The organism is Phenylobacterium sp. RIFCSPHIGHO2_01_FULL_69_31 (genome assembly GCF_001824475.1).
GTDB lineage: Bacteria > Pseudomonadota > Alphaproteobacteria > Caulobacterales > Caulobacteraceae > Phenylobacterium.
Genome location: NZ_MHXN01000033.1, coordinates 144,762 through 157,792, shown reverse-complemented (window position 1 = coordinate 157,792; position 13,031 = coordinate 144,762). Strand labels below are relative to the sequence as shown.

The following is a 13,031-nucleotide window of genomic DNA, read 5'->3' as shown; positions in this document are numbered from 1 at the left end:
GCGATGCGTGTCAGACAGGAGCCGTCGTGATCAGAGCGATCATCGGGGGCGCAGTCGCGGCTGCGCTTCTTTCCGGGCCAGCCTTGGCCGCCCCAGCCCGTACGTCCGCCGCCAACCCGGCCCTGGCCTGGGTGGTCAGCCCCACGGACGCCGGCTGCCGCGTCGAGCTGGAGCTCACGGGCCGGTCCGGGGCGATCACGCCCGTCAGCCTGACCTCCGACGGACAGTTGATTAGCCTGCGGTTCTTCAAGGACGACCTGCCCGCGCGCGCCTTCCTGCCGATCCGCGTCGACAAGGCGCGGTTCTCCAACCTGATGCTGCGCGGCGACGGCGGCGCAGGGGAACTGGTGCTGTCCGAAGAGACCGAGGCGGCCATGCGCCGGGGCGGGACCCTGGGCGTGGCCTGGCTCTCGGCCGAGCCGCTCACCGCCTCCCTGGCGGGGTCCGAACAGGGCCTGGCGGACCTGAAGGTCTGCGGCGCCCAGACCGCCTCGCGTCATCGCGAGCGCCTCGCCGCCGAACAGGCCGCCCGCGACCGGGCCGAGGCCGAGGCGCGGGCCCGGGCGCTGAACGAGGCCCAGCTCGCCGCGGTCCAGGCCCAGACGGCCGCCGCCGAGGCCCAGCGCCGGCAGGTCGAGGAAGTCGCCGAGCGGCAGCGCCGCGTCGAGGCCGCCGCACAGGAACGCGCCTACGCCGAAGCCCGCCAGCGGGCCTATGAGGAAGAGCGCCGCCGCGCCTATGCCCCGCCCTATGCCGAGGCGGACGAGGAGGAGGATCCGCGTTGGGCCCCGCCGCGCCGGCCCGTGTGGCCGCCGCCGCGCTACTACAATCCCTACTGAGGCAGGACGGCCCAGCTTACGCCGGGCCGGTCCAGGCTAGCCGACCGTCGCGGCGATCCGCCGACGGCGGACCACGTAGCCGATCGCCCCGAAGCCCAGGATCATCATCGCCCAAGTGGCCGGCTCCGGGATCGGCGCCGTCGGCCGCGTCTCGTCGATCGGCGGCTCGAGCGGCGGGTTGCGCGGATCCTCGCCGCCCGGAGGCACGAGCAGGTTCGGAGACCCAGGCCCCGTCCCGGGCGTACCACCCGGCTCGGTCGGCAGGGTCGGCCCGCCGGTCGGCGGGCTGGGCGGGTTGAACGGCCCCGTGGGGTCGCCACCGCCCGGAAGTGTCGGATCCGTCGGCGCGGTCGGGTCGACCGGGTCGGTGGGGTCCGTGGGCTCGGTCGGATCGGTCGGATCGGTCGGCTGACCGCCACCGCCACCGCCGCCACCACCGCCACCACCGCCGCCAAGACCGCCGCCGCCGGAGAAGCCGCCGCCGCCGAAGTCGTTGGGAACGCCGCCTTCCGGCGGGGGATCGAGGAAGGTCAGGCCGCCGTCGCCGGGATTGCCGCCGCCGGGAACGTCGCCGCCGGGGGCGCCCGTGTCGCCGCCGCTGCCGCCACCGGCGCCATCGCCGCCGCCCTGACCGTCGGGCCCCTGCCCGCCCGTCTGGCCGCCGCCCGAGCCCGAGCCCGAACCGCCGGCTCCGGAGCCGCCGGCGCCGCCGTCAGCCCCGCCGCGAGCGCCGGGATCGCCGGCCTGGCCCGCGCCGCCCGGCTGGGTGGAGCCCTCCTGGCCCCCCGCCTCGCCGCCGCCGCGGAACAGGTTCAGCCGCCCGGCGTCCAGCACGCCCACGCCTTCCATGAAGGTCGGGGCGGCGATCGCGGTGGCCGCGAACATCATGAAGACCACGCCGCCGTGCTTGCTGACCTTGCGATGCCACGGGGCGTCGGCCGCCACCGGCGCGCGCGCCGCCGGATGCCAGGGCGCCAGGGCGCAGATCTCGCCGTCCGGACCCATGACCCGGCCGGGCCACATCCAGCTCCACAGCCAGCTCGCCTTCCAGAAGCGCTTGAAGCCGCGGTCGAACTGGCTCGGCCAAGCCCAGCCGAACAGCAGGGCCATCAGCCCGCGGCCCGCGCGGCCGGTGTTCTCGTCGTGCAGGGCGGAGGGCCACATCCAGCCCAGCAGGCCGGCCAGCCACGCCGCGCCCCGGCCCTCGTCGTCCTGACGGGGTTCGGGCCAGATCCAGGCCAGCAGGGCCGACTTGAGGCTGCGGGCGTGGGGGCGCCGGGTGTCGATCGCGTTCACGGTCATGAGCGCAGAGCCTCGCCGGCGTCGCCGTCGGTCACGCTGATCGTCTGGAAACTCACGTGCAGGTCCACTCTATGCCAATGAGGCTGGCACGATCCCCCCCGGGTGTGACCGCCTATGGCAGAGGTGCCGCAATTTCGCCGCGGAGTCGTTAAGGACGTTGGCATCGCGACGCTTTGCCTCGCCCCGCCCTGCCCAAAATGAGCCATGAAATCAGGAGCTGCGCCGGCGGCGCCGCATCTCATTCCGCCCGAGAATCCGTGCCAGCTCGCCGGCATTGGACCTGCTCCCACTCTGCCGCGCGGGGGATCGCGGCAAGACTTCCAAGCTCCACCGTGCGCTGTCGGGGGGACGCGCGGCAATGGAACACAATTGGCAGGGGAAATTCGCTCTGAGAGGGAATGCCCCGACGCAAGCCACTCGCAGCAAGATACGGGCCAAGCTCGGCCATGGATGCACGGCCGGCAAAATCGTGTCCGCCCTCCTGCAGCGGACGCCTCTGACGGAGAGCGCGCCCGTCGCAGGCGCCCCAGGCCGGGACCTCCGCGGGGACGGCCTTCCCGAAATGGGCCACCGCCCATGACAAGAGGGGCGCCGGTCGCCCGGCGCCCCTCTCCTCAGGTTCGGCAGTCCGCCTTAGTAGCCGCGGTAGCCGTAGCCATTGTCATAGCGATAGCCGTACCGATCGCTGCTGCGGCGGTAGTCGCCGCGGTCGTAGGTCCGGTAACGCGTGTCGCGGTAGTAGGGCCGCGTGTCGCGATAGGCATAGCCGCTGCGATAGCGCCTGCGGTCGTTGCTCTTGTCGGCCGCCACGCCCAGGGCCGCGCCGGCCACCGCGCCGATGGCCACCGCCTCGGTCTTGCCGTTGCCGACCGCCGCGCCGGCGACACCGCCCAGCAGGGCGCCCAGCAGCGCGCTTTCGGTCTTCGACGTACCTGCCGCGGCCTGGCTGGCCGGCAGGGCCACGGCGCCGGCGACGGTCAGGGCCATCGCAGCCTTCATCATCTTGTTGGTCATGGCTCAACTCCTTTGCCTTGCGCCGGGCCCCGGAAGGGACACCGTTGCGATCTTGAGCCTCAACCTAGACCCCGCCGCCTGAACCCATTCAGAGGCGCCCGTTCATTCTCGCGACAGGTTCGGGCCGTGGAACGAAGGGCGCGCAAAGGCCCTCTTGCAGGGCGGTCGGCAAAGCGGCGCCTTATCCGCGGAAACCCCTGAACCCGGAGGCCGGCCCTGTTTGAGTTCTCCAGCTATCACGTGATGCTGGTCGGCTTCGGCGTCGCCATCGTCCTGGCCTACTGGCTCCCCCGTTTCGTCTCCGGGCGCGAGCCCGCCGCCTCGGCCCTGCTCATCGTCCTGGGCTGGGCGCTGTTCGGATGGATGCCCGGCCTCTCCGAGACGATCAGCCCCTTGGGCGCCCCCAAGGCCTGGGAGACGACCAGCGAGCTCTGTCTGATCATGGGCCTCTTCGGCGTCGGCCTGCGGATCGACAGCCTCACCGGCAAGGGACGCTGGGCGCCGACGGTCCGGCTGCTGGCCATCGCCATGCCGCTGACCATCCTTGGCGTGGCGCTCCTGGGCTGGCAGGCCGGCGGCATGACGCTGGTGGGCGCTCTGCTGCTGGGCGCCGTGCTCGCGCCCACCGACCCGGTGCTCGCCGGCGACGTCCAGGTGGGCCGGCCCACCGAGGGGGGCGAGCACCCCGTGCGCTACACGCTCACCACCGAGGCGGGGCTGAACGACGGCCTGGCCTTTCCCTTCGTCCACCTGGCGCTGGCCATCGCCGGCGCCGGCGCCCTCACCCTGGGCCTCGCGGGCGAGTGGCTATGGCGGGACGTCCTGTACCGCATCATCGTCGGCGCTCTCGGGGGCCTCGTGGTCGGCTGGCTGCTGGGCAAGGTGCTGTTCGAGTATCCCCGGAAAAACGCCCTGGCCGAGACCGAGGCCGGCGTCTTTGCGCTAGCCGGTGTCTTCGTCGCCTACGGCGCGACCGAGCTCCTCGAGGGCTACGGCTTCATCGCCGCCTTTGTCGCCGGCCTTCGCCTGCGCCGCAGCGAGTCCGGTCACGCCTTTCACGTCAGGCTCCACGACTTCTCCGAGTCCGTGGAGCACGCCCTCACCTCGATCCTGCTAATCGGCTTCGGCGCGGCCATGCCGGCTCTGCTGGCGGCCCTGGATCTGCAGGGGGCGCTGATCGGCCTGGCGCTGATCTTCGTCCTGCGGCCGCTCGCCGGCTGGGTGTCATTGCACGGGACGGCCCTGCGCGGGCGCGAGCGGTTCGTGGTCGCGGCCTACGGCGTGCGCGGCGTCGGCTCGATCTACTACCTGGCCTATGCGGGCAGCCACTTGGAGCTGACCAACGAGGCTCAGCTCTGGGCCATCATCGCCTTCACCATCCTCGCCTCGACGATGATCCACGGCTTCACCGCCGCCTTCGCCGTCGAGCGCGCCACGGGCGAGAAACAGAGCGACTAGGGCTCCGTCCCGGCGTGCGGCGGTCCGGCTTGACCTGGCCCATCGGCGCCCTAAATCGACAGCGCGAGGCCACGTCCTCCCCCTCTCCGCAGGGCCGAAGTCCGGGACGGCCCGGCGGCAGCACGGAGTCGCGACTTGGCCTGGATATTCCTTCTCATCGCCGGTCTGCTCGAGGTGGTCTGGGCCTATGCCATGAAGCTGTCGGAGGGCTTCACGCGCCCGATCCCCAGCGTGATCACCATCGCGACCATGATCGCGAGCTTCGCGCTCCTGTCCCTGGCGATGCGCGCCCTGCCGCTCGGTACGTCCTACACGATCTGGACCGGGATCGGGGCCGTGGGAGCCTTTCTGGTGGGCGTCGTGGTGCTGGGCGAGCCTATGACGCTCATGCGGGTCGGCGCCGCCGCACTCATCATCGCTGGCCTCGTGCTGATGAAGCTGTCGAGCCCCGGCTGACGGTTCCCGCCGAGGGCAGCGGCCGCGGCGCCCGCCGCGGCCGCCCCCGGAGCCTCAGACCGTCGTCGCGGTGGGACGAACGATGATCTCGTTCACGTCCACGCCGGCCGGCTGCTCGATGGCGAAGCGGACGGCGCGCGCGATGGCTTCGGCCGGGATCGCCTTCTTGCGGTACTCGTCGATGAAGGCGGCGGTCTCCGGGTGGGTGATCGTCTCCGCCAGCTCCGAGGTGGTGACGCCGGGCGAGACCACGGTCACGCGCACCTTGTCGGTCTCCTGGCGCAGGGCTTCCGAGATCACCCGCACCGAGAACTTGGTCGCGCAGTAGACGGCCGCGGTCGGCAGGATCTGGTGCCCGGCGGTCGAGGCGATGTTGATGATCTGCCCCTCGCCCTGCGCCTCCATGATCGGCAGGGCCGCGGCGATCCCGTGCAGCACGCCGCGGATATTGACGTCGATCATCTGGTCCCACTCGTCCACCTTCAGGGCGGCGAGGGGCGAGAGCGGCATCACGCCCGCGTTGTTCACGATCACGTCGACCCGGCCATAGGCGTCCCGCGCCGCCTCGACGAAGGCCTTCACGTCCTCCCGCGAGGTCACGTCCAGGGCCCGGGCCATCGCCCTGCCGCCGGCCGCCTCGATCTCGCGCTTCAGGCCTTCCAGACGCTCCACCCGCCGGGCGCCGATCACCACCACCGCCCCGGCCGCCGCCAGTTCGCGGGCCGTCGCCTCGCCGATGCCGCTGCTCGCGCCGGTCACCAGCACCACCTTGTTCGTCATGTCCGCCATGTCGGCCTCCGTTGTTTGATGACCCAACAGATGCCCTGGCCGGAGGATCGTGCGTTAGAATGGTCCTCCGCGATCCTTGCCCGATCCTCCAGGACAGGCGGCGACGCTTGCGGAGTATCGGGCGGCGTGAGACCACGGCGGCATGGACGATCTCGCTTCATTGGTGATGCGACACATCCCGCAGGACGGCATGTACGACATGCCTGTTCCGGGCCTGGCGCTCATCCGCTACGGCGCACCGACGGACCGCGTGCCCGTGCTCCACCAGCCGGCGCTCTGCATTATCGCACAAGGCGCCAAGGTGGTGACCCTGGCCGAGGAGTCCTATCGCTACGACCCCGCGAGCCACCTGGTGGTGTCCGTCGAACTGCCCCTGACGGGCCAGGTGGTCGAGGCTTCGCCCGAGCGGCCCTACGTCTGCATCCGCATCGACCTCGAGCCGGCCCTCCTGAGCGAGCTGATGCTGGAGCGGCCCTCGCCACCGAAGGGCGAGAGCTTCCGCGGCCTGCACCTCAGCCGCAGCACGCCGGAGCTGCTGGACGCGGCCACCCGGCTCGTCCGCCTGCTGGACCGGCCGCAGGACGCCGCCGCCCTGGCGCCCCTGGTGCGGCGCGAGATCCACTATTGGCTGTTGACGGGCGACCAAGCCGGGATCGTCCGCCAGATCGGCGCCGCCGACAGCCGCCTGGCCCAGGTGAACCGGGCGATAGCCTGGATCCGCGCGAACTTCGACCGGCCGTTCAGCATCGAGGCCCTGGCGCGCGCCGCCGGCATGAGCGCCTCGTCCCTGCACCACCACTTCAAGACCGTCACGGCCATGAGCCCGCTCCAGTACCAGAAGCAGATCCGCCTGCAGGAGGCTCGCCGCCTGATGCTCAGCGAGGCGCGCGACGCCCAGGCCGCGGGGTTCGAGGTGGGCTACGAAAGCCCCTCCCAATTCTCGCGCGAGTACGCCCGCCTGTTTGGCGCCCCGCCCGCCCGGGACGCCGCCCGCCTGCGCGCAAGCGGGCCCTTGCCAGTGGCGGTCTGAGCCGCCACGCCGACGCCCACGAAAAAGGGCCCCGCGAGGGACCCTTCAGACGTCGCGATCTTGCAAGGACGCCGGGCCGCTCAGGCGCCGACGCCCACCACGCCCACGGCCGCGAAGGCGACCACCAGGCTGAACATCGCCGTCGTCAGGACGGCGGGGGCCGCTCTCTGCACGAGGCGCTGGAGGATCGGGAAGGTCATGACACACACACCTTGAGTTCTGGGGGACCCCGTGGGGAGCGGGGCGTCCGTCTGGACAACCTCTTGATAGCAGAGGCGCCCACCCGGACCGATCGGCGAGTTCGCGGAGTCGCTATGCGTTTTTGGTGCAGGCGGGATGGCGTTGAGGGGGCGCGGCACGTCACCCCTTCCGAAATGCGGCCGCGCCGCGCATGATGGGCCCTGGTCCGGCCCGCGCCGGGCGCGTCGCTGCCCGTGGGGGTCCGTCCATGCTGTCCGTCGTCCTGGCCACCGCCATGCTGCACGCCGGCGCCGTGCGGGAGACGACGTCGCCCAAGGGCGTCATGGCCCCGGTGACCAGCATCCCGGGCGAGCCGCCCTACGGCATCGTCGAAGGCCGGTACGTGATCAAGGGCGACCTCGTCTGCTTCCGCGATCCCATCGTCGGCTCCAAGATCCCCACGCGCCGCTGCATGAGCCGCGAGACTTTCGCCCAGCGGCGGCAGGACTCCAAGGATCACCTCGACGCCGTCCAGCGCGACTCCCGGCTCCAGACCGGCTACTGAGCCGACCTGGACCCGCAGGGCGTCAGGCCGCCTGCAGCCGCTGTCCGCCGCCCGTCAGGAAATCCAGCTTGCCCAGCGGCACGCCTTGCTGGCGCAGGAGGGCGTAGGCCATCACCACGTGGAAGTGGAAGTTCGGCAGCGAGAACTGCAGCACGAAGTCCCGCGCCGTGAAGGTGAAGGTCTGGTTCGGGGTCTTCAGCTCGATGATGCGGTTCTCGTCGCCGCCGTCGATCGCCGCCCGGTCCACCGACTGCACGAAGGCAAGGGTCCTGGCCACGCGGTCCTTGACCTCGGCCCAGGTGGTCTCGGTGTCGGGCATGCTGGGCGGGGCGATCCCGGCCAGCCGCGCCGCGCCGCCCTTCGCCGCATCGCTCGCCAGCTGGATCTGGTTGGTGAGGGGATGCATGTCCGGCGCGATCCGGGCCGCGAGGTAGGTCTGCGGGTCGACGCCGCTCGCCTTCGCGTGCGCCTCGGCCTTCTCGAGCAGGGCGGTGAGCGTCTTCAGCATGTTCACATAGCCGGGGATCGAGACGTCGTAGAGCGACAGGGCCATCAGGGACTCCAAAGCGAAGGTTGAAGGCGCTCAGATGGGCGCGCCCCGGCGCCCGGGTAACCCGGCGGCCGGATCGATTTTTTCTAACGCCGGCGCATCGCACGGCCGCGCTGCGTGTTCATGCTCCCATGACCTATGCGAACGCGCTGTTCCGCCTGAACCTGTCGATGATGCAGCTCGGGGCCGAGGCCGCGACCGTGATGACCCTGCGCACCCTGAAGCTGGCCGCCGGCGGCGCCGCCGCCACGGCCGAGGCCGAGCGGATGGTGGCCGAGAAGATGCTCGTCGCCGCCGAGGCCCAGGGCAAGGCCTGGATCGACGTCATGACCGGCGCCTCGCACCTGACGCCCCGCCGCACGGTCGCCCTCTACCGCCGCAAGGTGCGCGCCAACCGCCGCCGCCTGTCGGCCTGATCCCGCCCGACCCGTCCACGACTCCGCGAGGCCGCTTGGCGCCCAAGACCGAAGACCCCGTCGCCCCCTTCTTCGACACGCTCGGCATGGCGCTGTCGGGCGATCCGGTGATGCTGCGCAGCCTGGCGGCGACGCTGGGCGCCTTCTCCATGCGCCTTATCGTGGCCCTGCTGATCCTGGCGGTGACCCTGTGGCTGGCCAAGCGCCTGGGCCGGGTGGCCGAGCGGGCCCTGACCCGCCTGCCGCACCATCACCAGCCCGCCGACGGCACGCTGGCGACCTTCGTCTCCACCCTGGTGAAGTACGTGGTGGTGGCCATCGGCCTTGTGGCCGTGCTGCAGCAGCTGGGCGTCCAGGCCACCTCCGTGCTGGCGGTGCTGGGCGCGGCGTCCCTCGCCATCGGCCTTGCCCTCCAGGGCACGCTGGGCAATGTCGCCGCCGGGGTGATGATCCTCCTCCTGCGCCCCTACCGCGCCGGCGATCGGGTCGAGCTCAACGGCCGCCAGGGCCGGGTCTCGGGGATGGACCTCTTCAACACCAAGATCGTCGACTACGACGGCCTCACCCTCTACATGCCCAACGGCAAGGTGTTCGGCGACATGATCGTCAACATCAGCCAGGCCGGCCGCCGCCGCATCGAGCTCACCTTCGGCGTCGACTACGAGGACGACCTGGACCTGGCGCTCGACACCATGCTGGAGGTCGCCCGCGCCGAGCCGCGGGTGATGAAGACGCCCGAACCCTGGGCCAAGGTCACCGCCTCGGCCGACAGCGCCATGAACGTCACCCTCCGCTGCTGGGCCACCCCGGACGACTGGATGGACACCCGCTTCGACCTCCTGAAGGCGATCAAGGAGGCCTTCGACCGCGTGGGCATCATGATCCCCTACCCGCACCAGGTGGAGCTGTGCCGAGACGACGTGCGCCCGAAGAAACCGCCCGCGCAGCCCCTCGAATCCGACGCCGCTTCCGCCTAGGCTCGCGCCGCCGCTGAAGGAGGTCCGCCCATGCTCTACGCCATCCTGGCCTATCACGAGGAGGGCGTGATCCAGGCCCTGACCGAGGCGGAGGACAACGCCCTGATGGCCGACCTTGGCCAGGTCCGGGACCGCCTCACCGCCGAAGGCCGCCTGGGCCCCTCCGCCCGCCTGGGCGCGACGGAGCTCGCGGCCACCGTCAAGGGGACCGGCCGGGGCTTCGTCACCGATGGCCCGTTCGCCGAGACCAAGGAGCACCTGCTGGGCTTCTACGTGATCCAGGCCGACACCCGTGAGGCGGCCATCGAGGCGGCCCGCGACCTCAAGGCCGCCAACCCCAGCGCCAGCTACGAGATCCGCCCGATCGTGCTCTACCAGCCGAACCTTCCGCTGGCCGCCGCCGACGCGGGCCTGTCCTTGGTCCGGCCCTAGGACCCCGCCTCAGCCCGGGACAGCGCCGCGTTCAGCGCCGCCAGCTCGCCACGGATCCGCTTCACCGCCGAAAGGTCCAGGCCCGAGGCCGCCAGCAGCTCCGCCGGCACGGCGCAGGCCGGCCCCTCGAGCGCCCGGCCCTTGTCGGTCAGCCGCAGCCGCACGACCCGTTCGTCCCGCCCGTCCCGCACCCGGTCGACCAGCCCCATGGCCTGCAGCCGCTTCAGCAGCGGGGTCAGGGTGTTGGATTCCAGCCCCAGCCGCTCGCCCAGCTCGCCCACCGTGCGGTCGTCCGCCTCCCACAGCGCCACCATCGCCAGGTACTGCGGATAGGTCAGGCCCAGCCGGTCCAGCAGCGGCCGGTACAGCCGGTTGAAGGCGTGCCCAGCCGAATAGACGGCGAAGCACAGGAAGTCGTCCAGCTTCAGCGGTGGGTCGGGGGGCGTACGGTCCATGCCCGTCAATATAAATCGCGCACGATCTTATCGCAATGGATTGACAGCCGTCGCCTCTCGCCCATTTATATCGCCCACGATCTAATCGTTCACGCAATCAGCAAGGAGCTCACCGATGTCCACCCCCAGCCCCGTCCAGGTCCTCTACCGCACCGCCGCCCGCGCCACCGGCGGCCGCGACGGCCAGGCCGCCACCCTCGACGGCAGCCTCTCGGTCGCCCTGGCCACCCCGAAGGAGCTCGGCGGCGGCGGCGGTGCGGGGAACAATCCGGAACAGCTCTTCGCGGCCGGCTACGCGGCCTGCTTCATCGGCGCCATGAAGTTCGTGGCGAGCCAAGGCGGCCCCAAGGTCCCGGCCGACGCCACGGTCACCGCCCACGTGGGCATCGGCCCGCGCGCCGCCGGCGGCTTCGGCCTCGACATCGCCCTGGAGGTCGCCCTGCCCGGCCTCGACCGCGCCGCGGCCGAGGACCTGGTCGCCAAGGCCCACCAGGTCTGCCCCTACTCCAACGCCACCCGCGGCAACGTCGACGTGAAGCTCACCGTCGCCTGAGCCGCCCCAGCCCTCCCTTTCGTTCCAGGACGGAAGGGAGGGCCCCGGCCACGCCCCCGGCCGCAGCCGCCCCTTGGAAACCCGCCCGCCGGCCCCCATCTAAGCCTCTGACATTCCACAGCAACCAGGACCGTCCATGGCCACCGGCTGGGCCCACGAGGGCGCCGTTCTCGACCAGATCGAAGACACCATCACCGACGCCGTCAAAGGCGCCCGCGCCCGCCTCCCCACGGGCGAGGGCTCGGACCACTGCGTCCAGTGCGGCGAAGAGATCCCTCCGGCCCGCCGCCAGGCGCTGCCCGGCGTCCACACCTGCATCGACTGCCAGTCTGACCGCGACCGCCGCGTGGTCCACGCCACGATCAACCGCCGCGGCAGCAAGGACAGCCAGCTCCGTTAGGGCGCCCCGGAACCTCCGCCCGGCCCGAGGGTTCGCCCCTCCATGACCCGCGCCCCCGCCCCTAAAGCCCCCATCGCCGCCGCCCTCGCAGGCCTTGCCCTTACCGCCTGCGCCGCCACGCCCTCCGAGAACAAGGACGTCGTCGCCGTCGTCCAGGACGAGCAGAGCCGCCAAGCCGCCGGCGACGAAGCCCAGGCGGGCAAGCCCGCCGACGCCGCCCTCTCCGAAGCCTCCGAAGCCCGCACCCCCGCCACCGATCCCCCGCACTGAGGCGCCGCCCAGCGCACCGCAGTTCCTCCCCCCCTCTGGGGGAGGGGGACCACGAAGTGGTGGAGGTGGCTTCCGCCCCGCCCCGCCCCCAGCCGGAACGAACCCGCGCGCCGCCCTCTGCCCGCGCCCCTGCGGCTACGCGCCCCCCGCGCTCCGCAATCCAACCCCACCCCAGGTTGCTTGATTCCCGCGCTGATGTTCGCGTTATGTTCTCACCATGCCCGAACGCCGCACCGTCAAGCTCGAACGCCTCCGCATCGACGGCCCCGGCCGCGACCGCTGGTTCCTCCGCCCGGGCAGCCGCCGGGGCAAATGGCTCTGGTTCGACCCCCACCAGGTGCCCTTCGCCGACGCTGACGCGGCCTGGTTCGAGGTCGAGCGCGTCCCCGGCGGCTGGCGCGTCCTGCGGCGGGTGGAGGACCGGCCGTGAGCCGCACCCCCGTCCCTGGCCAGCTCCGCCCCATCCCCGCCGACGGCGCCACGTCCATCGGCGACTTCGCCCGCTATCCCGGCTGCCGCCTGCTGCTGGCCTGCGCCGCCTGCGCCTGGTCGCGCACCTACGATCCTGAGCGGGTCCTGCGCCGCCTGCACGAGCTGAAGTCCGGCGGCCACGCCACCCGCCTCGCCGACGTCGCCCGCCGCGTCCAGTGGAACTGCCCGGCGTGCAGCCGCATGCGCTGGCGCATGCAGTTCGCCTGGCCGCCCACCCTCACCGAGGCCGAAGCCCGCCGCCTCGCCGCCCGCTACCGCAACTGACCCTGGCCCCAGCCCCGCTGGCCGGCCGGGAATCTGGGATGCCCGGAAGACGCGTGAGTGCGTCAGTCGCCCGACCGGCGAAGGGGATCCGCAAGCGGTCACGGACTGCCCTGGAACGACTTGGCTTGCCGGACGCCATCCCGGCCCGCCCCGACCATGCCGGCCGCGTGGAGCTGCGCGAGCTGCGGCGAACCCACCTCGGCGACTGCGCGGGCTACGGCGTCGTTCTGGCATTTGCGGAACACCGCCTTCACCAGGTCTGGCGTGGACCGGTAGAAGGAGTGTTGGCGCGGATCGCCGCCGCAGGCCTTGAACGCAGCGTCGTTAAGGCGGGCCAGCAGGTCGTGGGCGGCGGCCGCGCCGGTTAGCGCGCTGCGCTCATAGCTGACTGCGACCGAGCGGATCCTTTGGCCGGCAACCTTCACCTCTTCGGCCGCGGCAGACGCCGCGAAGCCAGAGGTCGAAACCAGCGCCAGGCAGGCGATCGTGCAAGGGACCATCATGTTACCTCCGAAGCTGTCGGCCCCGAAGACCACGCTCAGGGTTCGCGTTTGTCGGGGCCTGGGTTTTGTCGGAGACTTGGGCATGG

Annotated in this window: 19 protein-coding genes; 13 read left to right on the top strand and 6 right to left on the bottom strand. The window is 71.8% G+C overall.

The annotated features are described in order from the left end of the window. The first annotated feature begins 26 nt into the window (after positions 1–26). Positions 27–839, top strand: a complete 813-nt coding sequence (locus A2790_RS18280) for a hypothetical protein (protein ID WP_293394582.1) — start codon at positions 27–29, stop codon at positions 837–839. A gap of 36 nt (positions 840–875) precedes the next feature. On the opposite strand, the gene A2790_RS18275 is transcribed toward A2790_RS18280, so the two are convergent. Both A2790_RS18275 and A2790_RS18270 read right to left on the bottom strand, forming a co-directional pair. Further along, a complete protein-coding gene (locus tag A2790_RS18275; protein ID WP_293394579.1) occupies positions 876–2,141 on the bottom strand; it encodes a PEPxxWA-CTERM sorting domain-containing protein in 1,266 nt (421 codons plus the stop codon). Positions 2,142–2,774: 633 nt separating this feature from the next. Then, a complete protein-coding gene (locus A2790_RS18270; RefSeq protein WP_293394576.1) occupies positions 2,775–3,155 on the bottom strand; it encodes a glycine zipper 2TM domain-containing protein in 381 nt (126 codons plus the stop codon). A gap of 243 nt (positions 3,156–3,398) precedes the next feature. On the opposite strand from A2790_RS18270, the gene A2790_RS18265 reads away from it, so the two are divergent. Then, positions 3,399–4,613: a cation:proton antiporter gene (locus A2790_RS18265; protein WP_293394573.1), complete on the top strand. Its 1,215-nt coding sequence runs from the start codon at positions 3,399–3,401 to the stop codon at positions 4,611–4,613. A gap of 135 nt (positions 4,614–4,748) precedes the next feature. Beyond that, complete coding sequence (sugE, locus tag A2790_RS18260) at positions 4,749–5,069, top strand: quaternary ammonium compound efflux SMR transporter SugE (RefSeq protein ID WP_293394570.1); 321 nt, start codon at positions 4,749–4,751, stop codon at positions 5,067–5,069. Positions 5,070–5,123: 54 nt separating this feature from the next. On the opposite strand, the gene A2790_RS18255 is transcribed toward sugE, so the two are convergent. Further along, complete coding sequence (locus A2790_RS18255; RefSeq protein ID WP_293394567.1) at positions 5,124–5,858, bottom strand: SDR family oxidoreductase; 735 nt, start codon at positions 5,856–5,858, stop codon at positions 5,124–5,126. A gap of 142 nt (positions 5,859–6,000) precedes the next feature. Here A2790_RS18255 and A2790_RS18250 point away from each other — a divergent pair, with 142 nt between their 5' ends. Together A2790_RS18250 and A2790_RS18245 are read left to right on the top strand one after the other, a co-directional pair. Further along, the gene (locus A2790_RS18250; protein ID WP_293394564.1) at positions 6,001–6,888 is read left to right on the top strand and encodes an AraC family transcriptional regulator; all 888 of its coding nucleotides are present in this window, start codon (positions 6,001–6,003) and stop codon (positions 6,886–6,888) included. A gap of 448 nt (positions 6,889–7,336) precedes the next feature. Next, positions 7,337–7,633, top strand: coding sequence for a hypothetical protein (locus A2790_RS18245; protein WP_293394561.1), 297 nt, complete (start codon positions 7,337–7,339; stop codon positions 7,631–7,633). A gap of 22 nt (positions 7,634–7,655) precedes the next feature. Here the strand turns inward: A2790_RS18245 and A2790_RS18240 are convergent, their stop codons facing one another. Next, entirely contained in the window at positions 7,656–8,186 is a 531-nt protein-coding gene (locus A2790_RS18240; RefSeq protein WP_293394558.1) for a DUF1993 domain-containing protein, read from the bottom strand. 128 nt (positions 8,187–8,314) lie between these two features. Here A2790_RS18240 and A2790_RS18235 point away from each other — a divergent pair, with 128 nt between their 5' ends. The 3 genes from A2790_RS18235 to A2790_RS18225 are packed head-to-tail and all read left to right on the top strand — an operon-like array spanning position 8,315 to position 10,008. After that, a complete protein-coding gene (locus A2790_RS18235) occupies positions 8,315–8,599 on the top strand; it encodes a hypothetical protein (protein WP_293394555.1) in 285 nt (94 codons plus the stop codon). 35 nt (positions 8,600–8,634) lie between these two features. Next, positions 8,635–9,576, top strand: coding sequence for a mechanosensitive ion channel family protein (locus A2790_RS18230; RefSeq protein ID WP_293394552.1), 942 nt, complete (start codon positions 8,635–8,637; stop codon positions 9,574–9,576). Positions 9,577–9,606: 30 nt separating this feature from the next. Continuing rightward, entirely contained in the window at positions 9,607–10,008 is a 402-nt protein-coding gene (locus tag A2790_RS18225) for a YciI family protein (RefSeq protein WP_293394549.1), read from the top strand. Here A2790_RS18225 and A2790_RS18220 read toward each other — a convergent pair. Then, positions 10,005–10,463: a MarR family transcriptional regulator gene (locus A2790_RS18220; RefSeq protein ID WP_293394546.1), complete on the bottom strand. Its 459-nt coding sequence runs from the start codon at positions 10,461–10,463 to the stop codon at positions 10,005–10,007. The genes A2790_RS18225 and A2790_RS18220 overlap by 4 nt on opposite strands. A gap of 115 nt (positions 10,464–10,578) precedes the next feature. Between A2790_RS18220 and A2790_RS18215 the strand changes: the two genes are divergently transcribed. From A2790_RS18215 to A2790_RS18195, 5 genes are all read left to right on the top strand, one after another. Continuing rightward, positions 10,579–11,016 (top strand): organic hydroperoxide resistance protein, encoded by a 438-nt coding sequence (locus A2790_RS18215; RefSeq protein WP_293394543.1) that lies wholly within the window; start codon positions 10,579–10,581, stop codon positions 11,014–11,016. 136 nt (positions 11,017–11,152) lie between these two features. Next, on the top strand, positions 11,153–11,416 hold the full coding sequence (locus A2790_RS18210) for a DksA/TraR family C4-type zinc finger protein (protein WP_293394540.1): 264 nt from the start codon (positions 11,153–11,155) through the stop codon (positions 11,414–11,416). Between the two features lie 42 nt (positions 11,417–11,458). Beyond that, positions 11,459–11,686 (top strand): hypothetical protein, encoded by a 228-nt coding sequence (locus A2790_RS18205; RefSeq protein ID WP_293394537.1) that lies wholly within the window; start codon positions 11,459–11,461, stop codon positions 11,684–11,686. Between the two features lie 217 nt (positions 11,687–11,903). Continuing rightward, positions 11,904–12,116: a hypothetical protein gene (locus A2790_RS18200; RefSeq protein ID WP_293394534.1), complete on the top strand. Its 213-nt coding sequence runs from the start codon at positions 11,904–11,906 to the stop codon at positions 12,114–12,116. Continuing rightward, positions 12,113–12,442 (top strand): hypothetical protein, encoded by a 330-nt coding sequence (locus tag A2790_RS18195; protein ID WP_293394531.1) that lies wholly within the window; start codon positions 12,113–12,115, stop codon positions 12,440–12,442. Before A2790_RS18200 ends, A2790_RS18195 begins: the two co-directional genes overlap by 4 nt. Positions 12,443–12,540: 98 nt before the next feature. On the opposite strand, the gene A2790_RS18190 is transcribed toward A2790_RS18195, so the two are convergent. Then, positions 12,541–12,945, bottom strand: a complete 405-nt coding sequence (locus tag A2790_RS18190; RefSeq protein ID WP_293394528.1) for a UrcA family protein — start codon at positions 12,943–12,945, stop codon at positions 12,541–12,543. Positions 12,946–13,031 lie beyond the last annotated feature (86 nt).